The following is a 26,589-nucleotide window of genomic DNA, read 5'->3' on the forward strand; positions in this document are numbered from 1 at the left end:
CCGAATCAGTGTCATAATGACCACATTGTTATAAAAATATAAACACAGGCAAAAGAAGTCGGCGGACAATGCATCCGTTGCAAACGAGGAGACCATGCCATGCAAGTGCTCGACCACCTGGATGTCACGCATTCCGTTGACCTGACAGATCCGCTCGCTGTCTGCACGGCGGTATGCGCCGTGCTGGAAGATGCGGGCTGCACTGTCGAGCGAGGCCTGATCGAACGCGGCTTCGATTTTTTTTCGCGCCTGTATGCGGGCGAACTGCCGGAATACCACGGTTGCGAAACCTTCTATCACGATATGCAGCATGCGCTGGATGTCACCCTGGCCTGCGCGCGCCTGCTGGCCGGGCATGAGCACATGCAGTCGCCTGCGCTGCGTCTCGGTGCGGCGCGCGTGACACTCGGCGTTATCGTCGCGCTCTTGCATGACGCCGGTTATCTCCGGCGCCGCGAAGACCGGGCATGCTGGCATGGCGCGCAATACACGCTGCTGCACGTCGGGCGCGGCAGCGGCATGCTGAGCGACTTCCTGCGCCGCGAAGGCCGCACCGACTGGGCGGAGCGCGCGAGCAAGCTGATTCACTTCACGGGTTACGAAATCCCGCTCGACCAGATCGAGCTTAACGATCCGCTCGACCGCCGGCTTGGCCACCTCATCGGCACGGCCGATCTGATCGCGCAAATGGCGGACCGCATGTACCTGGAAAAATGCCGCGACTATCTGTTCGAGGAATTCGAACTGGGCGGCTTAACCACACGGCGCCATGCCGATGGCAGCGTGGAAGTCATTTACGGGTCCAGGCAAGAATTGCTGAGCAAAACGCCGGCCTTCTACCAAGCCATGGTGCGCAAGCGTCTGGACAAGGATTTTCAGGAAGGATATCGATATCTCGAAACCCTGTTTGATGGCCGCAATCCCTACCTGGAAGCGATCGAGCGCAATATCGCTTATCTGCAGCAGGTGCTGGATGACGGCCATTCGGAGAAACGGCTGCGGCGGCGCCCGGAGCCGGTGCTGGCTCCCAGGGAAAGCGCGGCCGACATTTTGCAGGCTTAAAAGCCCAGGTCTGCCAGCAAGTCGTCGACGTCGCCCTGCACCAGCGCCACGCCCGGCGCCGATGGCCCTGAAATCAATTCGGAATGCTTTTCCTTGACCGAAGCGGGCGCATTGTCGAGCAAGAGCTGGGCAAGTTCCTGCTCGATACTCTTGGTCACGCCAAGGATCTTTTTGATCATCTGGCCGGTCAGGTCCTGGAAATCCTGCGCCATCATGATCTCCAGCAGGCGCGACTTTTCCTGTTCTCCAATCGTGGCGACATTGCCGGCAAATGCGCGGGAATCGGCGGCCAGCACCTTGAATTCCTCGATGCCGATCTTGCCGGCGTATAGCTGGGCCCAACGCTCTTCCATCTCGCGGCCTTGCTTGATCAGCGCTTCCTGCGCCGGCATGGCTTCTTCGAGCGTATTCAAGACCTTGACGGCGGATTGTTCCGTCAATGCGGCGATATGTTCCAGCCTGTCCTTGGATTCGGTAATTTGCGAACTGGCATCCGCCAGCGATTTGTCGTAACCCAGCTCGCGCAGCGAATCATGCAGCAGACGCACGACGCTGCCCAGCCGCTCATACAGGGAACCATCGGCACCATCCGCCTGTCCTGAACTGGCTGCTGCCGCCATGTCCGTGGCGGCTGGCGATGCTGCCGCGGCAGCAGGACGCTCCTGGTGATACAGCCCGGATACCGCTTGATAATAACGATCCAGACTGTTTTCTACCGCATCGGCAGCAGGGGCGGCAGATTGCGGGGCTGCTGGCGCGGCTTGGCCAAAACGCGCCGCCTCGGCATCAAACAAGGCTTCCAGGTCGTCCATTTCACTCGACATAAACCATTACTCCGAAACTGATACGCTTGGGCGCATTCAAGGGTTGCTGGGCGGCATCAAATCACCGTGGCCAATAGTACAACGCTTCGCCGGCATTCGCACCTCTCATGATGTTAAGAAACATCACATTGGCACAGACTTACCACAGTTACCACAGGCGCTTGCGGATCCGGAAATCGTGGTCGATGACGACGCGGGAAGATTCAATCAGGCTGCTCAGGCCCAGCAACAATTGCGTCAGCTTCGTGCCAGGCAAGGCCCAGATCTGCGAGGAAGGCGGATTGCATCCGGTGGCCGCAACAATCACGGGGGTGACCCATTCGGCTTCCGGCGTGACATCCAGGATCACTTCGCCTTCCGGGTCGGTATGTAGGAAGATTTCGCCACCGTGACCGAGGCGAAAGCAGATGCCATGACGGTTGGCCTGCGGCTTGCTGACGACCTGCTGCAAATCACGGTTGAACTGGTCGGTCCAGGCTTCGACGTCATAGCTGGTGGTCAGCACGATCCAGGGCCGTTCCTTGAATTCATCCTGTTGATCGTCCTTACGCTTGCCATCTGCTTCGCCAGTCATTGCTTGGTGCTTTCATTGATCTATCCAAGTATCGAGTATCGTCATCCCTGAGAATTCTTGCAAGTACGGAGCGACAGTCGGGTAAGATTGTGATAAGAACAATCATTTGACGCGCTGCATATAAATATGGGCTCTCCCGAACTCCAAAACAAGACTTTCGTTTTTCTGCTGATCGCCGTCTCCATTGCTTTTGCCTGGATTCTGCGGCCGTTTTTCTTTCCGATCTTCTGGGGGGCAGCATTCGCCATCCTGTTTGCGCCGCTGTTTCGCAAACTGCTGGTGCGCTTCCATGGCCGGCGCAATATAGCCGCGGCTGTGACGCTGTTGATTTGTGTATTGATGGTGATTTTCCCGCTGTCCATCGTGGTGTCGTCCCTGATCAACGAAGGCACGCACATGATTCAGCAACTGGAGAACCATCCTTTGGACTTGGGCCTGTATGTCAAACAATTCGCGCATCTGATGCCGTCTTCCCTCGAGCGCCTGCTGGAGCGCATGGGCTGGACCGATACGACGCAATTGCAAACGAAATTGAGCACCCTCCTGAGCCAGGGCGGCCAGTTGATGGCGCAGCGCGTGTTCAATATCGGCCAGGGCACATTTGATTTCCTGGTCAGCTTTGCCGTCATGCTTTATTTGCTGTTTTTTTTGCTGCGCGATGGCGCCACGGTCGTGGACAGCATCCGGCGCTCGCTGCCTCTGAGCACCGACCATCAAAAGCTCTTGATCGGCAAATTCACTACGGTGCTGCGCGCCACGGTCAAGGGCAATATCGTCGTCGCGATCGTGCAAGGTGCGCTGGGCGGCCTGATTTTCTGGATTCTGGGTGTGCAGGGCGCGCTGCTGTGGGGTACGGTGATGGCATTCCTGTCGCTGCTGCCGGCGATTGGCGCGGCCCTCGTCTGGCTGCCGGTGGCGATCTTCTTCCTGTTCACCGGCCTGATCTGGCAAGGCGTCACGCTGATCCTCTTTGGCTCGATCGTAATCGGCCTGGTAGATAATTTGCTGCGCCCCCTCCTGGTGGGCAAGGATACGCAAATGCCGGATTACCTCGTATTGATTTCTACCCTGGGTGGCATGGCCTTGTTCGGACTGACCGGTTTCGTATTGGGGCCTGTGGTGGCGGCCCTGTTCATCGCGGCGTGGGACTTGTTCAGGATTGAAAAGGAATACCGCAAGGCCTGAGTTTGCCACGCGGCTTGGCCTGGATGCGGGCGACATTTCCCGCCTTCCGAGCCAGGGATTTATGCCGAGGCGCCATGCGGCGGCAGCGGCAAGCGCAGGCATACGTGGGTGCCGCCACCCGGGACGCTGACGATATGCAAGCTGCCGCCGCATTGCCCCGTGCGCCGGCGCATGCCGGCAATGCCATGCTCGGGCGAGCCTTCCAGACTTGCAGGTGCCGCGCCAACGCCATTGTCGGTCACATCCATCTGCAGCAATCCCGGCATCAGCCTGATGCGAATCCTTACGAGTGTGGCGCGTGCATGACGTGCCACGTTATTGAGGATTTCTTGGAACAGGTGAAATGCCGTTGCCGCCAGCGTGCCTTCGGGAGCGGCGCAGTCTGGCGCCAGATCGATCGTCGAGTCGCATGCCAGTTCGGTGGTGCTGGCGAATTCGCTGATCTGCCATTCAAGCGCCGCGATCAAGCCCTGCTTGGCCACATGCCATTCCCTGTCCGGCGGGCGGCTGGCGAGGTCGCTCGAATTTACCGATGCGGCATTGGCAGTTGCTGAGGTGCGGGAGAGTGTAGGCACGATATGATCCGGGCTGAGTCAGAACGATACCCTGCTTCTTGCAAGGCACGTGCCAGTCATATCATCAGATTTTTTGCCGCGATCACCGTTTAAGTGCGGGAGAAACGAATCAGCACGGTGCATGCCGCGGGATTCGCGCCAGCTGCCGGTGCATCCATTCCTGCATTCATTTTTTTGAAATACAGGGATTGTCCTTGATATAAAAGCGCAACTCGCGGGCAGCCCATTCGCCGGCATAATCCACGCCGATGCGAGGACGCTCGACGATCGTCACGGGCTCTCCCTCGCCGCTGTCGGCGATATAGAGGTCGTCACTCAGCAAGTCATGCATATTACGGTGCAGGTCGATTGCCATGGCCTTGCATAGCAAGCCTGGCCCGCTGGTTCTGGTTTCGACGTTGCGCACCGACTCAAGCGCCCGCAACAGGACGGCTGCGCCATGCCCTTCTTTTTCCGTCACGACGTTCATGCAGTGATGCACGCCATAGATCAGGTACACATAGGCAAAACCGGGCGGCCCGAACATGACCTTGGTGCGGGCCGTGATCCCCTTGGAAGAATGCGAAGCGAGGTCGTGCACGCCGATATAGGCTTCGGTCTCGACGATGCGGCCGATCCGCTCGACGCCCTCGACCACGTGCACGAGATATTTGCCAAGCAAGTCACGCGCGACCTCGATCGTGTCGCGCGCATAAAAGGAACGAGGCAGCTTGTGCATCATGCGCCGATCTCCGGTTGCCGGGTCAGCCGGGCAGATGCTGTTCGCTGATTGAGGTTTGCGTGACCTTTCCCGTGCTCATGTCGAAGTGGACATTGAACATTTTGGTATCCACACCATCCAGGAAACGCCAGTCCCAGACTTCTTCATTTTTGCGCTTAAATTGCACGACACTGCCGGGCTTGCCAAGGATGCGGCGCACCTCGTCACGGCTTAATCCCGGCTGGATGCGGGCAAAGTTTTGCGATGTCAGCACCTGCTGGTAATCCTGCAGCTTGCCATCCCGGTCGATGATGAACATCCAGGTACGCGCCCCTTCCGGCCCTTTCGGGTATTCGAGGGTACGGGTGCCATCGTCTTCTTCCCATACCGTTTCCGGTTTTCCCATTACCATGCGCACGTCGGCTTCGGACGACACGCCCTTTCCCAGCTTGTTCAAGCCCGGCTCCTCGATGGGGCGCCCCTGTTCATCGCAGCCAATCAGCAAGAGACTTGCCGCCACCAAGATAAGTTTGCGCAAACTGGCTCGCATGGTGCCAACTCCAGAGACGAATGAATGAAAAACGAAACAAACATGGATGCAATCTTTACCAGCTTAATATGAATGTGCATCCCCGCATTGCCGATTCAGCATTGAGTAATTTGCATGACATGCACCAACCGAAGATAACATACCTGTCTATCCTAATTATGCAGATCCGCATTGTTTGCCTGAGTTCTTGATTACTTTGGCAAGTTGGCGCGAGGTAAGCAATAGTTACATATGGCATGAAACTTTTTGGGAGACCCTTGTTCAAACCGGTTCATTGCTTTTCCTTCAGGAAGCAAGAAATTTTTTAACCAAATGAACAAGAAAGTCCGCATGTTCTCCTGTCATTCTGCTGCCCTCCCGACCTTGCCTCGCCGTTCAATGATCGCCACTGCGGTCACCTTCGCATTAGCCGCTCCTGCCATTCACGCCTCTGCCGCGACATTGAGCGTGGGCCCCGGAAAAGCGTACGCCATGCCTTGCCAAGCCCTGACCAGAGCGGCTGCGGGCGACGTGGTGGAAATCGATGCCGCAGGAAGCTATGCGGGCGACGTCTGTGCTTTTGCTGTCGATAACCTGACGATCCGCGGCGTGAATGGTCGGCCGAAAATCGATGCCGCCGGCAGGTATGCCGCCGGCAAGGGCACCTGGGTTGTACAGGGCAAGTCGAACGTGATCGAGAATGTCGAAATGTTCGGCGCCAAAGTCCCTGACCGCAATGGTGCGGCGATCCGCCTGGATGGCATCCATCTGACCCTGCGCGGCAGCTACCTGCATGACAACGAGAATGGCATCCTGACCAGCAACGATGGCATCAGCGATATCGTCATCGAAAATACCGAATTCAGCCGCAATGGTTATGGCGATGGCTATTCGCACAACCTGTATGTCGGCCACGTCAACAGTCTGACGTTCCGCTACAACTATTCACACGATGCCAATGTCGGTCATAACCTGAAGTCGCGTGCCAAGCTCAATACGATTACGTACAACCGTTTTTCCAGCAGCGGCCAGGGCCAGCCGAGTTATGAAATCGATTTGCCCAATGCCGGCACATCTTATGTCATCGGCAACGTGGTGCAGCAGCCCGCCAATAACGGCAACAGCAATTTGCTGACCTATGGCACGGAAGGCGCGACCAACCCGGGCCAGGACCTGTACGTGGTCAACAATACCTTCATCAACGATTACAGCTCGGGCGGCAATTTCATCCTGGTCGGCAGCACGGTGACCACGCCGGTCCTGATCCAGAATAATATTTTCGCCGGCACCGGCACCATGACGAACCAGACGCTGGCAACGCTGAAGACCAATTACCAGTCGCTGCTGCCAGCCTTCGTCGACCGTGCCAACTACGACTTGCGCCCGGCTTCCGGTGCGCCATTCATCAATGCCGGTTCTGCACCGGGCACGAGCGCCAGCGGCGTATCGCTGGTTCCGGTCAATGAGTATCGTCACGTCGCCTCGGCCCAGGTCAGGCCTGTTGCCGGTCAACTCGATATCGGCGCCTATGAAGCCGCTGCAAGCGTGACGACCACCACGGTCGTCACCGGTGCGCCGACGACGACCACGCGTGCATCGACGACCTCGACACAGGCAAGCACCACCACGACCAAGGCGCCGACCACTACCACGCAAGTGACGACAACGACGTCGCCGGCGCAGAGCTCGACACAGGCAACCACGACAACATCGCGGGCATCGACCACGACCACTCAGGCGGCTTCGACGAGCACGACAAAAGCGTCAACCACGACGACAAGGCGTTCAACGACCACGACGAAAGCTGCGACAACCTCGACAAAGGCTTCAACCACTTCGACGAAGGCGTCGACCACTTCGACAAAGGCCGCAACGACAACGACAAGGGCTTCGACGACAACGACGCGGGCCGCGAGCACCACAACGCGGGCTGCGACCACGACGACGAAAGCCAGCTCAACAACGACGTCCTCCACCACCACTTCCACGGCTTATACCAATCCGCGCCCCTGGTGGCGTTGGTGGCGTTAAGAGCCTGACCGGGCACTGTCACGATTCATCGCGGCAGTGCCTTTTCCGCATGCTCGGCATGCCCATCATCGTCCCCTCGGGTTTTCCATAGCGAGAACAGCACGCCGCCTGCAATCAATCCCACTGTTACGCCGAGCGACACTCCTGCCGGAATCTTGCCGATTATGCCGACCAGGAAAATCTTTGCACCAATAAAGACCAGCACCAGAGAAAGCGCATACTTCAAGTAATGGAAGCGGTGAATCATCGCCGCCAGGGCAAAGTACAGCGCACGCAAGCCGAGCACGGCAAAAATATTGCTCGTATAAACAATGAACGGGTCGGTGGTAATCGCGAAAATGGCGGGCACCGAATCCACGGCAAACACCACGTCGGCACACTCGATCAAAATCAGCGCCAGAAAGAGCGGTGTTGCCGCGCGCACCAGCTTGCCGCTTGCGGGATCACGTTCCCGCACCCAGAAATCATGTCCATGCAAATGCTTGGTAACCCGCATGTGGCGCTTGAGAAAATTGAGTAGCGGATTGTGAGCGATATCCGGTTCCTGATCGACCGCAAACCACATTTTGATGCCAGTAACGATCAGGAATGCGCCAAACAAGTAGAGAATCCAGCTGAATTGCGTCACAAGTGTAGCGCCCAAGCCAATCATGATTGCGCGCAGCACGATGACGCCCAGGATTCCCCAGAACAGTACGCGATGTTGATATTTGCGGGGAATGGCGAAGAAACCGAAGATCAGGGCAATGACAAAGATATTGTCCATCGAGAGCGATTTCTCGATCAGAAAGCCAGTGAAATACGCAATGCCGTTTTCTGCACCCATATACCACCACACCCAGGCACCGAAAATTAATGCCACAGTGATATATCCCGCGGAAAGCAGCAAGCTTTCGCGCACACCGATTTCCTTGTCGTCCTTATGCAGTACACCCAGATCGAATACGAGAAGTGCGGCGACGATCAATAAAAATGTCACCCAAATCCAGGCAGGGGTACCGAGAAAGCCGGCCTGCAATACGCTCCATTCCGAAAATGCCGTTATAGAAGTATCCATGTCATGTACAAATTAAAATGATTTGTACAATCGTGCCTAAATTGCATTTTCGGATAAACCGTAAAATTGCTGAAATTCGCTTCGAAAAAAGCAGAGTCTATTTTTGCTTTTGGCCTGACGAACTTGCCACAAGCGTGCAGGGACAAATACTTTTACTCGGCGTCAGGTTGCTGCCCCAGCGAAGCCTAGCGGAAAGCGGCTAACTTTTCACAAGCGGTGACGATGCGCTGGATGGTAGGAAAGTCGTCCATTCACTATGCATGAACGATTTGGCAAATGGTGTAATTGTCATTTCAAAATTGTGGAAATGCATGGAAAATCCCAGCATCTTTAATGCCTGCACATGATGTTGCACGTCCTGCATGACTAATTCGTCCGTACCTGTCCCATCGCGCCTGCGCCGCACCGTCAAATTCATCGCTGGAACTACCATCGGCCTGTGTATCGGCGGTTCCCTCGGTGCCGCCTATTCCATTCACCAGCTATGGCAAAAATTGCCGGCCATCGATCACCTTGCCAGCTACGATCCCATGCTGCCGATGCGAATCTATGACCGCGATGGCAACCTGATGGCCGAGTATGGCGAGGAGCGGCGGGAATTCGTGCCGATCACGCGGATTCCGAAGAAGGTGCAGCAAGCCTTGCTGGCGATCGAGGATGCCGATTACTACGAGCACGGCGCGGTGGATTTCACCGGCTTGGCACGGGCTGTCGTCAGCAATGTCGTGGCCGGCGGCCATGCCCAGGGCGGCAGCACCATCACCATGCAGGTGGCGCGGGTGTTTTTCCTGAGCCGGGAAAAAACCTATAACCGCAAGATCATGGAAATCCTGCTGGCCTATAAGCTCGAATCGACTTATAGCAAGGACAAGATCCTCGAGCTGTACATGAACCAGGTATACCTGGGCGAGCGCGCTTACGGCTTTGCCGCCGCTGCCTCGGTTTACTTCGACAAGACGCTCGACCAGTTGAGCGTTGCCGAAGCCGCCATGCTGGCCGGCTTGCCGAAAGCGCCCTCCGCCTACAACCCTGTCGCCAATCGCGAACGCGCAACCCAGCGCCAGCAATACATCCTGAAACGCATGCGCGACATGGGCTATCTCGACGAACAGGCGTACCAGGTGGCGCGCGCGGAAGAACTGGTGCTGCGCCCGCAATACAAGTCGATCGTGCCAGCCGCCGCCTACGCCGTCGAGCAGGCGCGCAAGATGGTGGTCGAACAGTATGGCGATGATGCCTATTCCCTTGGCCTGGATGTCGTCACGACGATCAGCAAGCCCGAACAGATCGCCGCCACCGCAGCCTTGCGTACCGGCTTGATGAATGCACAGGACAGGCGCGGCTATGCCGGACCGGAGGGGCGCATTCCGCATCCTGTCGATGCCGGCGATGCGGCGGCCATGCGCACGGCGCTGCGTCCCTGGCGCGACAGCGGCGACTTGCGCGCAGCGATCGTGGTGGAAGCTTCTCCTTCGGCTGGCATCGCCGCCGCGCTGCGCGATGGCAGCGTGATCCGTATTCCGGCAAAGAAGCTGGAGACCAGTGAAATCGCAGCGCTCAAAAACGATGCGCCGGCGCGCAAGCGCATCGAGCCGGGCGCCGTGATACGCGTCATGCAGGATGCCGACAAGAGCTGGCGCCTGATGCAATTGCCGCAGATGGAAGGCGCGCTCGTCTCCCTCGATGCAACGTCCGGCGAAATCCTGGCGCTGACCGGCGGCTTCGACTTTAACTTCAACAAATTCGACCATGCCGTGCAGGCAAACCGCCAGCCCGGCTCGACCTTCAAGCCCTTTGTCTTTTCCGCGGCGCTGGAAAAAGGTTACTTCCCTGGCACGCTGATCGACGATACCCAGCGCCTGGTGACGCCTGCCGCAAAAGGACGCAAGGCCTGGAGCCCGCGCAATTACGGCGGCAATTACGAAGGCTTCATCTCGGCCAGACGCGCCCTGGCGCGCTCGAAGAATGTCGTGGCGGTCAACCTGATGGAGGCCGCCGGCACGGACTATGTGCAGCAATTCGCTACCCGCTTCGGCTTTGTATCGGAGCTGAATCCGCCGGGCTTGCCGCTGGCGCTCGGCGCCGGCGCCATCACGCCGCTGCAGCTCACGCAAGCCTATGCCGTTTTTGCCAATGGCGGCGAGCTGGTCGAGCCGCGCTTGATCAGCAAGGTGAGCGAGCGTGGCGGCAAGATCCTCTATGAAGCCGAAACGGAATCGTCGCGCTTGCGGGTCATTTCGGAACGCAACGCCTACGTGATGCATAGCATGCTGCGCGATGTGGTGCAGCATGGCACGGCGCGTCGCGCAGTGTCGCTCGGTCGCGAAGACATCGCCGGCAAGACCGGCACCTCGAACGATGCAAGGGATGCCTGGTTTGCCGGTTATTCCTCGGGCATCGCATCGGTGGTCTGGATCGGCTACGACCAGCCGCGCAGCCTGGGCAATGCGACAGGCGGCGTGCTGGCTTTGCCGGTCTGGATGGAATACATGAAAGCCGCGATCGCCAGCCGGCCTGAGTCGGAGCGCGAAATGCCAACGGACCTGGCTCTTGTCGATAACGACTTCGTCTACCAGGAATACCTGGAAAAGACTTGCGTCGATGACCGCCACACTTTCATTCAAAGCCGCTTCGAATGTACCCGAGTCGCTGATAAGCCGGAATTGAACAATGATGCGCCTGATCCGTCGGCAGCCAGTGACGCGGTGCCGATCACGCTTTCGCAGGAGCGCGACAAGATCATGAAATTTTTCATGGAGAGAACGGAGTAATACGCCGGCTCATCCCGGCAGCCTGCCGGCGCGGCGCTCTCGCGTCACTCTTTATGCTCCGCACTTCATTCGGCTTGCCAGCCGCCGCCCAAGGCCTGGATCAGCGACACGGCGGCAAGCTGGCGATCGGCCTGCACCTGCACCAGCGCGCGGCGGGCATTCAAGGCGCTGGCCTGGGCAAGGACGACTTCCGAGTAACCGACCTGCCCTTCCTTGTAACGGTTCAGCATCCTGGCTTCCGCTTCATCCGCTGCCTGCGATGCCTGGCGCCGGTACGTTTCCTGTTCGGCGAGAATACGGGCCGCCGACAGTTGATCTTCGACATCGGCAAATGCCGACAACACGGTTTGCCGATAGCGCGCGACCGCTTCTTCGTATCCGGCTTGAGCGCCCTCCACTCTTGCGCGCGTCGCCCCGGCATTGAACACGGATTGCGCAAGCGACAAGCCGAGCGCCCAGACGCTCGTACCTGCGGCGAACAGATCGGCGACATTGCTTGCGCCCGAACCCAGCGAGGCATTCAGCGCGATGCTAGGAAAATAGGCAGACTTCGCGATACCGATTTGCTCATTGGCGACGGCAACGAAACGCTCGGCCGCGGCAATATCCGGGCGCCGCTGCAACAGGAGCGACGGCACACCAACCGGCACCGCCGGAACGTTCGCCTGCCACTTTGTCGCAGGAAGAGAAAACTCGGCCGGCAGCTTGCCGATCAGGACGGCAATCGCATGTTCAAACTGCGCGCGCTGGCGCACCAGGCCGAGTTCATCGGACTGGGCATTGGCAAGCTGTGTCTGCGCTTGCAACACATCGGTCTTGCCTGCAATGCCGGCGTTATACCGGTTTTGCGTAATCTGCAGATTGCGCTGGTAAGCAGCAATCGTATCGGCCAGCAAGGCACGCGCCGTATCGATCTGGCGAATGGAAATATAGTTGGCAACCAGCTCTCCCTGCGCCGACAAGGTCGCTGAGGCCAGATCCGCAGCGCTGGCTTGCGCGCTGGCGCCGGCGGCGCTGACCGAGCGGCGCAAGCGGCCCCAGACATCCGGTTCCCAGCTGCCACCGATGCCGAGCTGGAAACGGTTGCTCGCGCGAGCATCGCCACTGCCGGCGTTACGGTTGGCGCTGCCGGTCAGCGATACCACTGGAAAAAACGAAGCGCGCTGTTGCTGCACCAGCGCTCGCGCCTGCGCATAAGCGGCTGCCGCGGCGGCGACGTTTTGATTCGACACTTCCACGGCGGCTGCCAGCTCATTCAATACCGGATCGTTAAAGATTTGCCACCAGGCGCCGCGATCGATATGGTCGGCCGGTGATGCCTTGACCCACCCTTCGGCTTCCTTGAAATTGGCCGGCATTTGCAGGTCGGGGCGATGGTAATCCGGCCCGACCGCACAGCCGCCTATGGCCAGCAGCACGGAGAGCGCAAAGGTCGAACGTCGCAAGAATGGAAGGCTCATTCGCATGGAAGGATTCATGAAGAAGATGTGGAAGACGCGGACAGGTCGCCGCCGCTGCGGCTCAATTCCCGCTCGCCCGGACTGCGGCGGCGCAGCTTGTCGAGCAGGACATAGACTGCCGGCGTAGTCAGCAGGGTAAGAAATTGGCTGGCGATCAATCCGCCGATGATGGTCACGCCCAGCGGCCGGCGCAGCTCGGCGCCCTCGCCGAAGCCGATCGCCAGCGGCAAGGCGCCCAGCGCCGCGGCCAGGGTCGTCATCAGAATCGGCCTGAAGCGCAGCAGGCAGGCTTCGCGCACCGCTTCCACCGCCGGGATGCCGCGCGCGCGTTCCGCTTCAAGCGCAAAGTCGATGATCATGATGGCGTTTTTCTTGACGATCCCCAGCAGCAGGAATACGCCGATCAACGCGATGATCGAGAAATCCATCTTGAAAATCAGCAGCGCCAGGACCGCGCCCACGCCGGCCGACGGCAAGGTCGACAGCACGGTCAGCGGATGCACCAGGCTCTCGTAGAGGATGCCGAGGACAATATAAATGACGATGATGGCAGCCAGGATCAGCATCGGCTGCTGGTTTTGCGATTCCTCGAAACTGCGCGCCGTGCCGGCAAAGCTGCCCCGGACATTGGTCGCCATGCCGATTTCCGCCTCGGCTTGCTTGACAGTGGCCTGGGCATCGCTGAGCGTGGTGCCGGGCGCCAGGTTGAATGAAATGGTGGAAGCCAGTTCCGCGTCTTCGTGGCTGACGGAAGAATCCGTCGCGCGGTCGGCATAACTGGCGATCGCCGACAGCGGCACCATGGTGGCGGCGCTGGTGCTCAAGGCCTGTCCGCTGGACTGGTCCCGCAGCGCCGGGTTGATCACTGCAGAGTTTGCCGATGTGGCGACGCCCGATGCGGCACCGTTTGCATTGCCGGATGTTGTGGAAGTGGCGCCCCTGGCCGGCACATAGATATCGTTCAATGCCTGCGGGCTGCGGGTATAGCGGGATGCCACTTCCATGATCACGTGATACTGATTCAGCTCGCCGTAGATGGTGGCAACCTGGCGCTGGCCGAATGCGTTATACAGGGCATTGTCCACGTCCCGTGCATTGATGCCTAGCCTCGCGGCGCTGTCGCGATCTACCGTGACGAAGGTTTCGACGCCGTTTTGCTCGAGGTCGGTATCTATATCGGTGAGCTCCGGATGCGTCCTCATCTGGTCGGCCAGGCGCGTCGTCCACTGGCGCAAGTCCTTGACGTTATCGCTCTTTAGCGTGTACTGGTAAGTCGAATTGCTTTGCCGCCCGCCCATGCGCACATCCTGCACGGGATTCAGGAACAGCCGGACGCCGGTGACCTTCGAAAATTGCGGACGCAGCCGTGCAATCACCGCCTGCCCGGTATCGCCCGGCGCGCGCTCGCTGACCGGCTTCAAATTGATGAACATGAAGCCGCCGCCGGCGCGCGACCCGCCGGTAAAGCCGACGACCGTATCGACCGCCGGATCCTTCTTGATGATATTCACCAATTGCCGCAACTTGCCTTGCATCGCCTCGAAGGAAATGCTCTGATCCGCCCGCAAACCGCCATTGATCTGGCCGATATCCTGTTCCGGGAAAAATCCCTTGGGCGCGGCGGCATACAGGTAGACGCTCAAGCCGGTCACGCCAAGCAGCACAACCAGCACGATCCATACATTGTCCAGCGCCCAATCCAGGCTGCCGGCATAGGTGCGGTGGATGCGGTCGAATCCCCGTTCGAGCCAGCGGGCGACGCGGTTCGGCTGCCGCTTGCCATTGTCGGACTTGAGCAGCCAGGCGCACATCATCGGCGTCGTGGTCAGCGAGATGAGCAGCGAAATCATCACCGCCGCCGACAAGGTCACGGCAAATTCGCGGAACAGGCGGCCGATCTGCCCGCCCATGAAGAGCAAGGGAATGAATACCGCCACCAGCGACAGGCTGATCGACAATACCGTGAAGCCGACTTCGCGGGCGCCGAGCAAGGCCGCCTTGACACGGTCCATGCCTTGCTCGATATGGCGTGCGGTATTTTCCAGCACCACGATGGCGTCATCCACTACGAAGCCGGTGGCGACGGTCAGGGCCATCAGGCTCAGGTTGTTCAGTGAAAACCCGAGGAAGTACATGACGCCGAAAGTGCCCAGCAGCGACACGATGGTGGCGACCGCCGGAATGATGGTGGCGCGTGTGCTGCGCAAAAAGGCGCTGACCACCACCACGACCAGCACGATGGCGATCACCAGGGTCATTTCGATTTCGAGCAGCGAGGCGCGAATGGAAATGGTGCGATCCGATGCCACCTGCAATTTCACATCCTGCGGCAATTGCGCCTGCAGTTCCGGCAGCAAGTCACGGATGCCATCAACCGTTTCGATGACGTTGGCGCCGGGCTGCTTGGTGATCAATACCACGATCGCCGGGTCGCCGTTGAACAGCCCCAGCGTGCGCTTGTTCTCGACACCATCCGTGACTTCGGCGACATCGTCGAGCCGGATCGCCGCGCCATTGCGCCAGGCAACGACAAGCCCGCGATAATCGGCCGCCATCGGCCGTGCCGTGGTGCTGCTGCCTGTCTGCGAATAAATCTGCAGCCGCTTGCCATCGTCCTCGACCACGCCCTTGGGGCGGCTGGCGCTATTGGCCTGGATGGCGGCACGCACATCTTCCATGGCGACGCCGTACTTGTTCAATGCAAATGGCAGCAGCTCGACCCGCACCGCCGGCAGCGAGCCGCCACCGAGTTCCACGTCGCCCACCCCGGGCACCTGCGCCAGCTTTTGCTGCACCAGGTTGGCCACGGCTTCGTAGACTTGCCCCGGCGAACGCGTCGGCGACGTCAGCGCCAAGATCATGATGGGCGAATCCGAGGGATTCACTTTCCGGTAAGTCGGGTTGCTGCGCAGGGTCGACGGCAAGTCGGCGCGGGACGCATTGATGGCGGCCTGCACTTCACGGGCGGCGGCATCGATCTTGCGGTTGAGATCGAACTGCAGGCTGATACGGGTCTGACCATTGCTGCTGTTGGACGTCATTTCATTGACGCCCGCGATCACGCCCAGCCGCCGCTCGAGCGGCGTCGCCACGCTGGTCGCCATGGTTTCCGGACTTGCCCCCGGCAGCGAGGCGGAGACCGAGATCGTCGGGTAATCGACTTGCGGCAAGGGCGCGACCGGCAGCACGAAAAATGCCGCGATGCCGGCCAGCGCCAGGCCGATGGTCAGCAGAATCGTGCCGACCGGCCGCCTGACGAAAGGCGCTGACAGGTTCACAGGCTGCCCTCTTGGCGAACCGCATGGTCGCCGGCATTCTGGCCTTTGCCTTGCCAGCGATACGACAGGCGGTCAAACGCCAGGTAAATCACCGGCGTGGTAAACAAGGTGAGCAACTGGCTGAGGATCAGGCCGCCGAAAATCGACAAGCCCAGCGGCCGGCGCAATTCGGCGCCCTCGCCAAAGCCCAGCATCAGCGGCACTGCCGCAAACAGCGCAGCCAGCGTCGTCATGATGATCGGCCTGAAGCGCAACAATGCTGCCTGGTGAATCGCCTCGCGCGGGGACTTGCCTTCGTGACGTTCGGCATCGATGGCGAAGTCGATCATCATGATGGCGTTTTTCTTGACGATACCAATGAGCAAAATGATACCGATGATGCCGATCACACCCAGCTCATGCCCGCTCAGCATCAGCGCCAGCAGCGCGCCCACACCGGCCGACGGCAGGGTCGACAGGATGGTCAGCGGGTGGATATAACTTTCGTACAATACGCCCAGCACGATGTAGACGCACACCACTGCTGCCAGGATGAGCCATAACTGGTTGGACAGCGAGGCCTGATATGCGCCGGCCGCACCCAGAAAGCTCATCGTCACGCTGGGCGGCAAGACGATGTCCTTGGCGGCGGCGCGGATGGCATCCACGGCCGTGCCCAGTGACACGCCCGGCGCCGTGTCGAAGCCGACAGTCGTGGCGGGAAATTGCGCGACGTGGGTAATTTGTAGCGGCGCCGGCTTTTCCACGATCGTGGCAATGGCCGATAGCGGCGTGGTCTTGCCGGAGCCGGTGCGAATCTGCAGGTTGTTCAGGGCGTCAATCGCCGCCGCGTGATTCTGCTGCGCTTCGAGAATGACGCGGTATTGATTGGTTTCCGTAAAAATCGTCGAGACGATGCGCTGGCCGAATGCGCTATACAGCGCGTCGTCAATATTGGCGCCGGTAATCGACAGGCGCGATGCCGTATCGCGGTCGATCTGGATATAGGCCGAACTGCCCGAGGCCCCCGCATCGGAGACGACATTGCGCACCTGCGGCAATTCCTGCATGCGTTGCGACAGCTTATTGGCCCATTCCACGACGGTGGCGTTGTCCGCGCCTTCCAGCGAAATGCGGTACTGGGTCGGGCCGCTTTCGGCGTCGATCGTCAAATCCTGTGTCGGCTGCAGATAGATCGTCACGCCAGCGACCTGGGCCACGCGGTCGCGCAGGCGCTGCATGATGTCTTGCAGATCGCCACGGTCTTTCTTCAGATTGATCAGCATGCTGCCGGTATGCTGCATCATGTTATTGGCAGCATCCACGCCGACGATCGAACTCAGCGTGTCGACATCCGGGTCTTCCAGGATGGCCTTGGCCGCCTGTTGCTGCAACTCCGCCATGCGCGCATAGGAAATCGATTGCGAGGTCTCGATGCGCGCCTGCAGCTGGCCGGTATCCTGGATCGGGAACAAGCCTTTGGGTATCAGCATGTACAACAAGACCGTCAGCACCAGCGTGGCCACTGCCACGATCAACGTGAAACCCTGGCGAGCCAGCACCCAGTTCAGCCCGCGGTCATAGTGATGGATGATGCGGTCGAAATGTTCCTGCATCCAGCGTCCGAAGCGGCCGCCTTCCGGCGCGCCTTCTGTAACTTTCTCATGCCGCAGCCAGCGGCCCGACATCATCGGCACCAGCGTCAGCGACACCACAGCGGAAATCAGGATCGTGATCGCCAGCGTGACGGCAAACTCCCGGAACAGCCGGCCGACCACATCGCCCATGAACAGGAGCGGAATCAAGACCGCAATCAGCGAGACGGTCAGCGAGATGATGGTAAAGCCGATTTGCGCCGCACCTTTCAATGCCGCCGCCATCGGCGACTCACCCTCTTCGATATAGCGCGAAATATTCTCGATCATGACGATCGCGTCATCGACAACAAAGCCGGTGGCAATCGTCAGCGCCATGAGCGACAGATTATTCAGGCTGTAACCGAGCAGATACATCACGCCGAAGGTGCCGATCAGCGATATCGGCACCGCCAGGCTGGCAATGACGGTGGCGCGCACGCTATGCAAAAAGGCAAAGATGACCAGCACCACCAGCACGACTGCCAGAATCAGTTCCATCTCGACGTGTTGGACGGATGCCCGAATGCCGGTGGTGCGGTCCGACAATACCGCGACGTGCAGGGATTCCGGCAAGCCGGCTTGCAGTTCGGGCAAACGCTGCTTGATGGCGTCCACGGTGGCAATCACGTTAGCGCCGGGCTGACGCTGCACGTTCAGGATAATCGCCGGCTTCATACCCGACCAGGCGCCCAGACGAACGTTTTCTGCGCTGTCGACCACGTTGGCCACATCGGTGAGCCGGATCGGCGCACCGTTGCGATAAGCGACGATCAAGTTTTTGTACTCATCGACCGTGAGCAACTGATCATTGGCATTGATGCTATAGCTGCGCGTCGGCCCGTCGATGCTGCCCTTGGCGCTGTTGGCATTGGCCGCGGCAATCGCCGTGCGCAAGGTATCCAGCCCCAGACCATTGGCGGCGAGCGCTTGGGTATTGGCCTGGATGCGTACCGCCGGACGCTGGCCGCCGGACAAATTCACCAGACCGACACCCGGAACCTGGCTGATCTTCAATGCCAGGCGCGTATTGACGATATTCTGCACTTCCGTCAGCGGCAGCGTGTCGGAGGTAATCGCCAGCGTCAGCACCGGCGCATCCGCAGGATTGACCTTGGCATACACCGGCGGCGCCGGCAAATCCGCAGGCAGGAGCGAAGCGCCGGCATTGATGGCGGCCTGCACCTGCTGCTCGGCCACATCCAGCGGCAAGCCCAGAGTAAATTGCAGCGTGACGACCGAGGCGCCGGCGGTGCTGGTCGAACTCATGCGCTGCAAGCCCGGCATCTGGCCGAATTGCCGCTCAAGCGGCGCGGTGACGGTCTGGCTCATGACTTCCGGGCTGGCGCCGGGATACAGCGTCTGCACCTGGATGGTCGGAAAGTCGACCTGCGGCAAGGCCGACAGCGGCAGGAATTTAAAACCGATTAAGCCGGCCAGCACGATAGCCAGCATCAGCAAGGATGTGGCGACGGGCCGCTGGATGAAGGGACGGGATGGGCTCATATCGATGCGCCGGCGGTGTGGTCAGTCATTGTCCTGCGTCCTGCCCGCGATCGCGGCGACGCTCCTGGATTTGCTGCCAGCGCGCAATAGCTTCGGGATCGCCCTGGTCGATCTTGTCGAGGAAGGCCTTGCGGCGCGCCAGCGCCTCCGGATCATCCTTGACCATGTCCAGCATGCGCTGGCGCTGTTCCGGGGTCGGGCCGGCCACCTTGTTGGCAGCAGCAGGGCTGGCCTCTTTGCCGGATGGTGCACCCGCGGGCGGTTGCTGCGCGGCGCGATTTTCAGAGCGGCTGCCGGCAGTCGGCGCCGGTTGGCGCTTGCCATCCGCGTCGACGGGACGATTACCGCCTTGTCCATCACCCGCTCCCTTACCCGCTCCATTGCCGAACCCTTTTCCGCCTTTGCCGCCCGCAGGACGTTCACCCGGCAAAATCACGCGGGCTCCATCCTTCAAGCGGTCGGCGCCTTCGGTGATGACTTGCTCGCCGGCTTTCAATCCAGTGGCGATCTGTATCTTGTCGCCGCTGGCTTGCCCGCGCGTGACAAGACGCAACGAGGCGGTCTTGTCAGCGGCATTCACCACATAGACAAAATCGCCTTTACTACCGTGGCGCAATGCATTGGCCGGCACGACAACCGCATCCTTGATGGTATTGACGGTCAGGCGGACATTGACGAACTGGCTGGGGAACAAAGCGGACTTTGCATTCGCAAACCGCGCCTTGGCGCGTACCGTGCCGGTTTGCGTATCGACCTGGTTATCCAATGCCAGGAAGGTGCCGGAATCCAGCAAGGTGGTGCGCGAGCGGTCATAGGCCAGCGCCGTCAGCTTGGCGCCCTCATTGATGCGCGCCCGCAGGTCTGGCACACGGTCTTGCGGAATGGCGAATTGCACATCGATCGGTTCCAGCTGGGTAATGACGGCAATGCCATTGGCATCGCCGGCGTTGACGAGATTGCCGACATCGACATTGCGCAGGCCGACCCGCCCGCTGATCGGCGCGGTAATCCTGCTATAGCCGAGATTCAGGCGCGCGGTGTTTTCCGCGGCGCGATCCGTCATGACCGTGCCCTCCAGCTGCTTGACCAGGGTGGCCTGGGTATCGACATCCTGGCGCGCAATCGAATCCTGTTCCAGCAAGGTGCGGTAACGCTTGAGCGTCAGCCTGGCGTTTTCCAGTTGCGCCTCGTCTCGCTGGCGCTGGCCGGTCGCCTGCATCAGCTGGTTCTCGAACTGGCGCGGGTCGATGATGGCCAACACCTGGCCGGCCTTGACCGTCTGGCCTTCGGTGAACAACACCTTTTGCAAAATGCCGGAAACCTGCGGCCGCACCGTGGCCGTCGCGGCTGCCACCACCGTACCCAGCGCATCGAGCGTCACCTGGATATCGGCCTTTTCCGCCGTGGCGACGCCCACTGTTGTCGGCGGCAGACCGCGCCGTCCGCCGGCACCCGCGCGCGGACCACCTTGTGTCGTTCCCTGGTGGGTCAGATACCACGCCAGCCCGCCCAGTGCTGCCAACAGCAGGATGGCGAGCACGCTGCCGATCAGGGATTTCCGCCGGCTGGTACGGCGCGTCGTTGCAGGCGAATCCGGATTTGCTTCGTTATGGCGGGAATTCATCAATTTTCCTTGGTGTGTAACGCACTGGCTCAAACGTGTTGCATGCGGAACCGGACCAGTATCCTGAGACCGTTAATCAGGCAATTGATCTCATGCATGGTGCATTGTCCGCACTTTTCATACATGCTGCTATCGGTCATCTTCTGACAAGACGACCTTGCTAGAAAGCAAATGGATAATGATACGCCAAGCGAAGGCAATGTGGGATAGATAGGCTTGCCGGCACATAGGACGGGAATGCTGAAGGCTCAATGCGCGGCCAGCGTCAGGAATAGTGCGGCTTTTCGGAGCGTCCTTGTTCGGAGTGTCCTTGTTGAAGGGCTGGGCCAAACCACCTTGGCGGCCTTTGCAAGGCCGTATAGCGACCGGGGAACCGCGCAACGCGCCAGGAAAAGTTTCGGGTTCGTTCCGAAAATGGATTACATCATGGGCAGCTTGCGTTCGACCAGCCAATGCCGTATGTGGCTGGCGTCGGCCGCGCGTGCGAACTTGCCGCGCGCATTGAGAATGACCATGATAAGTTCACGCTCCTCGATGACCGTGTACATCACCATGCAGCGGCCGGCTTCAGAGATGTAACCTGTCTTCTGCAAGACGATTTCCCATTGCGGGTTGGCGATCAATCGATTTGAATTTCGATACTGAAGAGAATGGCCGCCCGGCTCGACTTCAAACTCGCGGTTGGTCGAGTATTGCTGGATCAGTGGATACTTCTGAGCCTCCAGGACAAGCTTGGCCAGGTCGCGCGCACTCGATACGTTGCTGCTTGAAAGACCAGTCGGCTCCACATAATGCGTGTCCGCCATGCCCAGCGATTGCGCCTTTGCATTCATCGCTGCCACAAAATTTTTCAGGCCGCCAGGATAATGCCGTCCCAAAGCCGATGCAGCACGATTTTCAGAACTCATCAGGGCGATGTGCAGCATGTTTGCACGAGTCAGCTTCGATCCGACCGCCAAGCGCGACGAGGTATGCTTGATGCGGTCGATATCGTCGCTGGTGACGGTAAGCACTTCGTCCAAAGGCTGTTGTTCATCAAGGACCACCAAGGCTGTCATCAGCTTCGTAATGGAAGCAATCGGCACTACCTCCGTCGCATTCTTCTCGTACAAAACATGTGATGTGGTCGCATCAAACACAAGCGCCGAACTTGCGGTCAACGGAATCGAGGCTTCCGAATCCAACAGGCTTCCCTTCGCTGCGGCGAGAGACTGAGAATTTTGGGAGAGAACATACTTCTTGCCACTTGCGGCCCTGGCAACCGCTTCTACCGAATTCCGTCGCACCCTTTTCGCGCGCTGCGCTGATTTTCTCGGGCTACTGCGCGCAGCAAGCTGCCGCTTCGTTGGCTTGGCCTTGGTGACGCGTTTATTGGGCGTCGCTTTTTTCTTGATTGCGCGTTGTTTGTGCTTGAGACTGGACGAACTAGACGCATCAGGCTTGGCCGGTGCTTTCGCCGATGCGTGAGAGGAAAAACAAAAAACGTGCAGCAGTAACAGAAGCGCTACCAGCCCATGCCTATACAAGCTATACATTGCAACGACCAAACATCTATGTGCGGCATTGCAGTGTAGAAAATAAATTGAATAGGCTCAAGAAAAAAATTGGCCTACGCAAATTTTTTAAGTGAAACCTTAAGCTGGGATTAAGATACGGCCGTTACGCAATAACTTGTTTGCAAGTTGTTGATGAATCAGCACGGAATTAATGCGGGTGCTGCGGCGAGATGGGAGTGCTACCAAACGCCTTCGCGCTCCTGCCTGAAAAAAAATCGACGTTATTCCGCAGAGCTGCGCCCCATGCATACTGGCTCAATCAGCGATAAGCATTCACGCGAAGTCCATCACTGTCGAGTCGAGAATCTCAGCTTTTCACACCGCCGTTCTCGACCTCTTGCAGGAAGCATTCAATCAGCAAAGTCCATCGTATCCGGATCCGTATCCACCTCTTGCGGTTTCCCCAGCAACTTCAGCCAGATAAAACCTATCGTCCCTGCGATAACGGAAGCAAGCAGAATAGCCATCTTCGAGGCGTTGATCGCCGCCGCATCGCCGGTGAAGGCCAGATTGGTGATGAAGATGGACATGGTAAAGCCGATGCCGCCCAACAGCCCTGCGCCAAAGATATGTTTCCAGTTGAGGTCAAGCGGGAGGCGGCAAACGCCAATCGCCACCACGATAAAGGCAAGCATCGTAATCCCCAATGGCTTGCCGAAGACGAGGCCGGCCATAATGCCGAGACTGTTGGTGCTGGCCAGCTCCTGTTCCCATCCCGAACCGATGACAATACCGGTATTGGCCAATGCAAAGATAGGCAAGATCAGAAATGCCACCGGTTTATGCAGAACATGTTCCAGCCTGTGAGATGGCGAGGTTTCATCATCCTGTTTGGCCGAATAAGGAATCGCAAACGCCAGCAGCACGCCAGCGATAGTGGCATGCACGCCTGATTTCAGCATCAGATACCACATGAGCACGCCGCCGATCAGGTAAGGCAGCAAGGCCATGACTCGCCATATCCGATTCATCGCCACCAGGATTCCCAACACGACCAGGGCGCCAAATAGATAAGCCGTCGCCAATTCCGCGGTGTAGAACACGGCGATGACAATGATGGCGCCCAAATCATCGATCACGGCCAAGGCTGCCAGGAAAACCTTGAGCGAGGCCGGCACGCGCTTGCCAAGCAATGCCAGCACTCCCAGCGCAAACGCAATGTCGGTGGCCATGGGGATGCCCATGCCGGCCTGCGTCGGTGTTTCGGCATTCAGGCTGAAATGGATCAGTGCCGGAACAGCGATTCCGCCCACTGCGGCAAAGATCGGCAGCAAGGCATTCTTCAGGCTGGACAGTTCACCGCTGTAGAGTTCGCGCTCCAGTTCAAGGCCGATCAGCAGAAAGAAAACTGCCATCAGGGCATCGTTAACCCAGTGCTCGATGCTGAGACCGGCAATCGGCACGTGCCAGAAATGCAGATAAGAGGTGCCGAAGGAGGAATTGGCGAGGGTCAGCGAAATGATGGTGCAGGCGATCAGCAGAATGCCGCTGGATTTTTCAGAGTCGAAGAAACGCTTGAAGGTATTGGATAAAGGTCGTTGAGTCGCCGCCATGGTTTTCGTAATAGAAAAACTGCGTGGCGGCCCGACCAACGCATAATCCTGCATACACGAACATGCATGCACCCTCGACGAAGTATAACTTTTATTTCTTTATTGCCGCCATAGGGCGCGCGCTATCCATGGCCAAAGATTCGCTTAAGGTAACAACGGTATAGTTAAGGCCAGTATCCATGCCGCATGCGCTTTCTCGTTCTATACCCACATCAAATAAAGATCAAAAGCGGACATTGTTCCGTGATGACGGCCTAATACTTTTTTGAATGTCGTCAGGTCGATGCTTTAGTCAAAGTAGAGACCCTCTCTTTTCTCCCAGTCTCGCAGCGGCGTCGGCACATGTCACGTTTTCTAGGAGTTAATGGATGCAGCTAGTCATCTCTTCAGGCTTGATTCTTATCGTCGTACTCTGGGGGATTTTCGCCCCGGCGTCGCTCTCGGCAATATTCGACCGCATACTGGCGCTGATTACGACCAACTTCGGCTGGCTGTATTTGTGGACAGTCCTGGGTCTGGTGATTGTGGCGGCGATGCTGGCCTTCAGCCGCTATGGCAACCTCAAGCTGGGAGGGGAAGACGACGAGCCGGAATTTTCGCTGCATAGCTGGTTCGCCATGCTGTTTGCCGCCGGCATGGGCATCGGCTTGGTCTTCTGGGGCGTGGCGGAACCGATCTCCCATTTCGGCACGCCGCCGCCGGGCATCACAGCACGCACACCGGAAGCGGCCAACGCTGCCATGCGCTACAGTTTTTTCCATTGGGGTTTGCATCCGTGGGCGCTGTATAGCGTCGTGGCGCTGGCAATTGCCTTCTTTTCCTTTAGAAGAGGAAAACCCGCGCTGATCAGCGCCGCGACCGAATCGCTCCCCTGGAGATGGGCTCCCAAGCTATCGGTTGCCGTGAACGTCCTGGCCATTATCGCGACCGCGTTTGGTGTCGCCGCCTCGCTGGGAATCGGCGCGCTGCAAATCAATAGCGGCCTCAACGCCGTGTTTGGCTTGCCGATCAGTGCCCCATCGCAGCTTGGCATCATCGCGATTACCACCACACTGTTCATCGGCTCTGCAGTCAGCGGCGTAACGCGCGGCATCAAATGGCTTTCGAATATCAATCTCGGCCTGGCCTTCCTTTTAATGGCCACACTCTTCATCGTCGGCCCGACCATTACCATCATCGACACGTTCACTACGACCTTGGGCACCTATGTGAGCGACTTCGTGCGCATGAGCCTGCGCATGACGCCTTTCCGCGAAAGCGGCTGGGTCGGCGACTGGACCGTATTCTATTGGGCATGGTGGATTACCTGGTCGCCCTTTGTCGGCCTGTTTATCGCCCGCGTATCGCGCGGCCGCACCATCCGGGAATTCATCGCCGGCACCGTGTTCGCGCCGACCTTGGCGTGCATTGCCTGGTTTTCCGTGTTTGGCGGCACGGCGCTGCACCTGGAAATCTGGCAAGCCGTCCCGCTTTCCGAAGCCGTCAAGACTGACGTATCGACCGCCCTGTTCGTGATGTTCGACGCCCTGCCGTTAGGCACCATCATGTCGGTTGCCGCGACGGTGCTGGTGCTGGTGTTCTTCGTCACATCGGGGGATTCGGCGACCCTGGTGCTCGGCATCATGAGCACCGGCGGCGACCACGATCCGAGTGCGCGCGTCAAGATCATGTGGGGCTTGCTGGTTGCCGGCATCGCCACCAGCCTGTTGCTGGCCGGCGGCATCAAAGCGGTACAGACGGCCACCATTGTCTTTGGCTTGCCATTTGCGCTGGTGATCATCCTGATGGTCGTCGCGCTCTGGCGCGCCATACGCCAGGACTGGATCGACGAAGACCATCGCGAGCGCGCGCTGCGCCGGCGCTTGCGCGAAATCGCCGAAAAGCCGCCCGGGCGCAGTGATCAGACATCGTCATGACAATTGAACTTTTGCTGGCATTCGCCAAAGGCTTTCTCCTGGTGCTGGCGACGATGTTGCCGATTCTGAATCCGGCCGCAACCGCGCCGATTTTCCTGAGCATGACCGATGGCGCATCGGCGGCGACTCGCACCCTGCTGGCCCGCCGCATCGCGCGCAACATGTTCTGGCTGGTGGCTGGGTCGATGCTGATCGGATCCTATGTGCTGGATTTTTTCGGCATCTCGCTGCCGATCGTCCGTATCGGCGGCGGCTTGATCCTCACTTCCGTGGCCTGGCGCCTGCTTGGCGCCAAGCCGGCCACGCCCGACAGCCGGGCGGCGCTAGCTGAAACGTTCACATTGGACCATGCGCATCGCCAGGCTTTTTATCCGCTCACCTTTCCGATCAGCTGCGGTCCGGCATCGATCTCCGTCGCCATTACCGTGGGCGTCGCCCTGCACGATGTCCGGCTGGTGTTGTCGCTGGCGCGCATGGGCGGCGCCTTGCTTGCGCTAGGGCTCATCGGCGTGCTGCTATATCTCGCCTTTCGCTATGGGGAACATTTGCTGCGTTTGATTGGCGACGCCGGAACCGCCGTCTTTCTGCGGCTTACCGCTTTCATCCTGCTATGCCTCGGCGTGCAGATTATCTGGGATGGCGTCAGCGAACTGCTGCTCGAGATCATGGGCGTTACCACCCAGGTGGCCGCAATCCAGCCCGCATTCCGCTTCCTGCAAACGGTGGGTGTCGATGGCTGAATTCCACCTCTCTCGTGCTGGCTTTCTGTTCGGGC

18 protein-coding genes are annotated in these 26,589 nt (G+C 59.1%); 6 read left to right on the forward strand and 12 right to left on the reverse strand.

Features of this window, described 5'->3' with window-relative positions; genetic code table 11:
• Positions 1-99: 99 nt before the first annotated feature.
• Positions 100-1,062 (forward strand): hypothetical protein, encoded by a 963-nt coding sequence (locus tag EDC30_RS09925; RefSeq protein WP_132258668.1) that lies wholly within the window; start codon positions 100-102, stop codon positions 1,060-1,062.
• Here the strand turns inward: EDC30_RS09925 and EDC30_RS09930 are convergent.
• Both EDC30_RS09930 and EDC30_RS09935 read right to left on the reverse strand, forming a co-directional pair.
• Positions 1,059-1,886, reverse strand: a complete 828-nt coding sequence (locus tag EDC30_RS09930; protein ID WP_132258669.1) for a protein phosphatase CheZ — start codon at positions 1,884-1,886, stop codon at positions 1,059-1,061. The genes EDC30_RS09925 and EDC30_RS09930 overlap by 4 nt on opposite strands.
• A gap of 148 nt (positions 1,887-2,034) precedes the next feature.
• A complete protein-coding gene (locus EDC30_RS09935) occupies positions 2,035-2,460 on the reverse strand; it encodes a hypothetical protein (RefSeq protein WP_132258670.1) in 426 nt (141 codons plus the stop codon).
• A gap of 126 nt (positions 2,461-2,586) precedes the next feature.
• On the opposite strand from EDC30_RS09935, the gene EDC30_RS09940 reads away from it, so the two are divergent.
• Positions 2,587-3,645 carry an AI-2E family transporter gene (locus EDC30_RS09940; RefSeq protein ID WP_132258671.1) on the forward strand — a complete coding sequence of 353 codons (1,059 nt, stop codon included), beginning with the start codon at positions 2,587-2,589 and terminating at the stop codon, positions 3,643-3,645.
• A 59-nt stretch (positions 3,646-3,704) separates the two neighbouring features.
• Here EDC30_RS09940 and EDC30_RS09945 read toward each other — a convergent pair whose 3' ends face one another.
• The 3 genes from EDC30_RS09945 to bamE all read right to left on the reverse strand — a co-directional run bounded on the left by EDC30_RS09945 (position 3,705) and on the right by bamE (position 5,470).
• Positions 3,705-4,220: a sensor histidine kinase gene (locus EDC30_RS09945; protein WP_165973786.1), complete on the reverse strand. Its 516-nt coding sequence runs from the start codon at positions 4,218-4,220 to the stop codon at positions 3,705-3,707.
• A gap of 166 nt (positions 4,221-4,386) precedes the next feature.
• Positions 4,387-4,941 carry a DNA-3-methyladenine glycosylase gene (locus tag EDC30_RS09950; RefSeq protein WP_165973787.1) on the reverse strand — a complete coding sequence of 185 codons (555 nt, stop codon included), beginning with the start codon at positions 4,939-4,941 and terminating at the stop codon, positions 4,387-4,389.
• Positions 4,942-4,963: 22 nt separating this feature from the next.
• Positions 4,964-5,470 (reverse strand): outer membrane protein assembly factor BamE domain-containing protein, encoded by a 507-nt coding sequence (gene bamE / locus EDC30_RS09955; RefSeq protein ID WP_132258673.1) that lies wholly within the window; start codon positions 5,468-5,470, stop codon positions 4,964-4,966.
• Between the two features lie 312 nt (positions 5,471-5,782).
• Between bamE and EDC30_RS19605 the strand changes: the two genes are divergently transcribed.
• Positions 5,783-7,480, forward strand: a complete 1,698-nt coding sequence (locus tag EDC30_RS19605; RefSeq protein ID WP_207907251.1) for a right-handed parallel beta-helix repeat-containing protein — start codon at positions 5,783-5,785, stop codon at positions 7,478-7,480.
• A 25-nt stretch (positions 7,481-7,505) separates the two neighbouring features.
• Here EDC30_RS19605 and EDC30_RS09965 read toward each other — a convergent pair whose 3' ends face one another.
• Positions 7,506-8,537, reverse strand: a complete 1,032-nt coding sequence (locus EDC30_RS09965) for a TerC family protein (protein ID WP_132258674.1) — start codon at positions 8,535-8,537, stop codon at positions 7,506-7,508.
• A 362-nt stretch (positions 8,538-8,899) separates the two neighbouring features.
• On the opposite strand from EDC30_RS09965, the gene EDC30_RS09970 reads away from it, so the two are divergent.
• Entirely contained in the window at positions 8,900-11,308 is a 2,409-nt protein-coding gene (locus tag EDC30_RS09970) for a penicillin-binding protein 1A (protein WP_132258675.1), read from the forward strand.
• A 65-nt stretch (positions 11,309-11,373) separates the two neighbouring features.
• Here the strand turns inward: EDC30_RS09970 and EDC30_RS09975 are convergent, their stop codons facing one another.
• From EDC30_RS09975 to nhaA, 6 genes are all read right to left on the reverse strand, one after another.
• Positions 11,374-12,774: an efflux transporter outer membrane subunit gene (locus tag EDC30_RS09975; protein ID WP_243656717.1), complete on the reverse strand. Its 1,401-nt coding sequence runs from the start codon at positions 12,772-12,774 to the stop codon at positions 11,374-11,376.
• 8 nt (positions 12,775-12,782) lie between these two features.
• Positions 12,783-16,046: an efflux RND transporter permease subunit gene (locus EDC30_RS09980; RefSeq protein ID WP_132258677.1), complete on the reverse strand. Its 3,264-nt coding sequence runs from the start codon at positions 16,044-16,046 to the stop codon at positions 12,783-12,785.
• Complete coding sequence (locus EDC30_RS09985) at positions 16,043-19,165, reverse strand: efflux RND transporter permease subunit (RefSeq protein WP_132258678.1); 3,123 nt, start codon at positions 19,163-19,165, stop codon at positions 16,043-16,045. The genes EDC30_RS09980 and EDC30_RS09985 overlap by 4 nt, the downstream gene beginning before the upstream one ends.
• Before the next feature lie 25 nt (positions 19,166-19,190).
• Positions 19,191-20,789: an efflux RND transporter periplasmic adaptor subunit gene (locus EDC30_RS09990; protein ID WP_132258679.1), complete on the reverse strand. Its 1,599-nt coding sequence runs from the start codon at positions 20,787-20,789 to the stop codon at positions 19,191-19,193.
• A gap of 419 nt (positions 20,790-21,208) precedes the next feature.
• Positions 21,209-22,324: a D-alanyl-D-alanine endopeptidase gene (gene pbpG / locus EDC30_RS09995; protein WP_132258680.1), complete on the reverse strand. Its 1,116-nt coding sequence runs from the start codon at positions 22,322-22,324 to the stop codon at positions 21,209-21,211.
• A 371-nt stretch (positions 22,325-22,695) separates the two neighbouring features.
• Positions 22,696-23,898 carry a Na+/H+ antiporter NhaA gene (gene nhaA / locus EDC30_RS10000; protein ID WP_132258681.1) on the reverse strand — a complete coding sequence of 401 codons (1,203 nt, stop codon included), beginning with the start codon at positions 23,896-23,898 and terminating at the stop codon, positions 22,696-22,698.
• 368 nt (positions 23,899-24,266) lie between these two features.
• Here nhaA and EDC30_RS10005 point away from each other — a divergent pair, with 368 nt between their 5' ends.
• Entirely contained in the window at positions 24,267-25,814 is a 1,548-nt protein-coding gene (locus EDC30_RS10005) for a BCCT family transporter (RefSeq protein ID WP_132258682.1), read from the forward strand.
• On the forward strand, positions 25,811-26,554 hold the full coding sequence (locus EDC30_RS10010; RefSeq protein WP_132258683.1) for a MarC family protein: 744 nt from the start codon (positions 25,811-25,813) through the stop codon (positions 26,552-26,554). The genes EDC30_RS10005 and EDC30_RS10010 overlap by 4 nt, the downstream gene beginning before the upstream one ends.
• The last annotated feature ends 35 nt before the right edge of the window (positions 26,555-26,589 follow it).

It is taken from the genome of Paucimonas lemoignei (assembly GCF_004342585.1).
Classification (GTDB): Bacteria; Pseudomonadota; Gammaproteobacteria; order Burkholderiales; family Burkholderiaceae_D; genus Paucimonas; species Paucimonas lemoignei.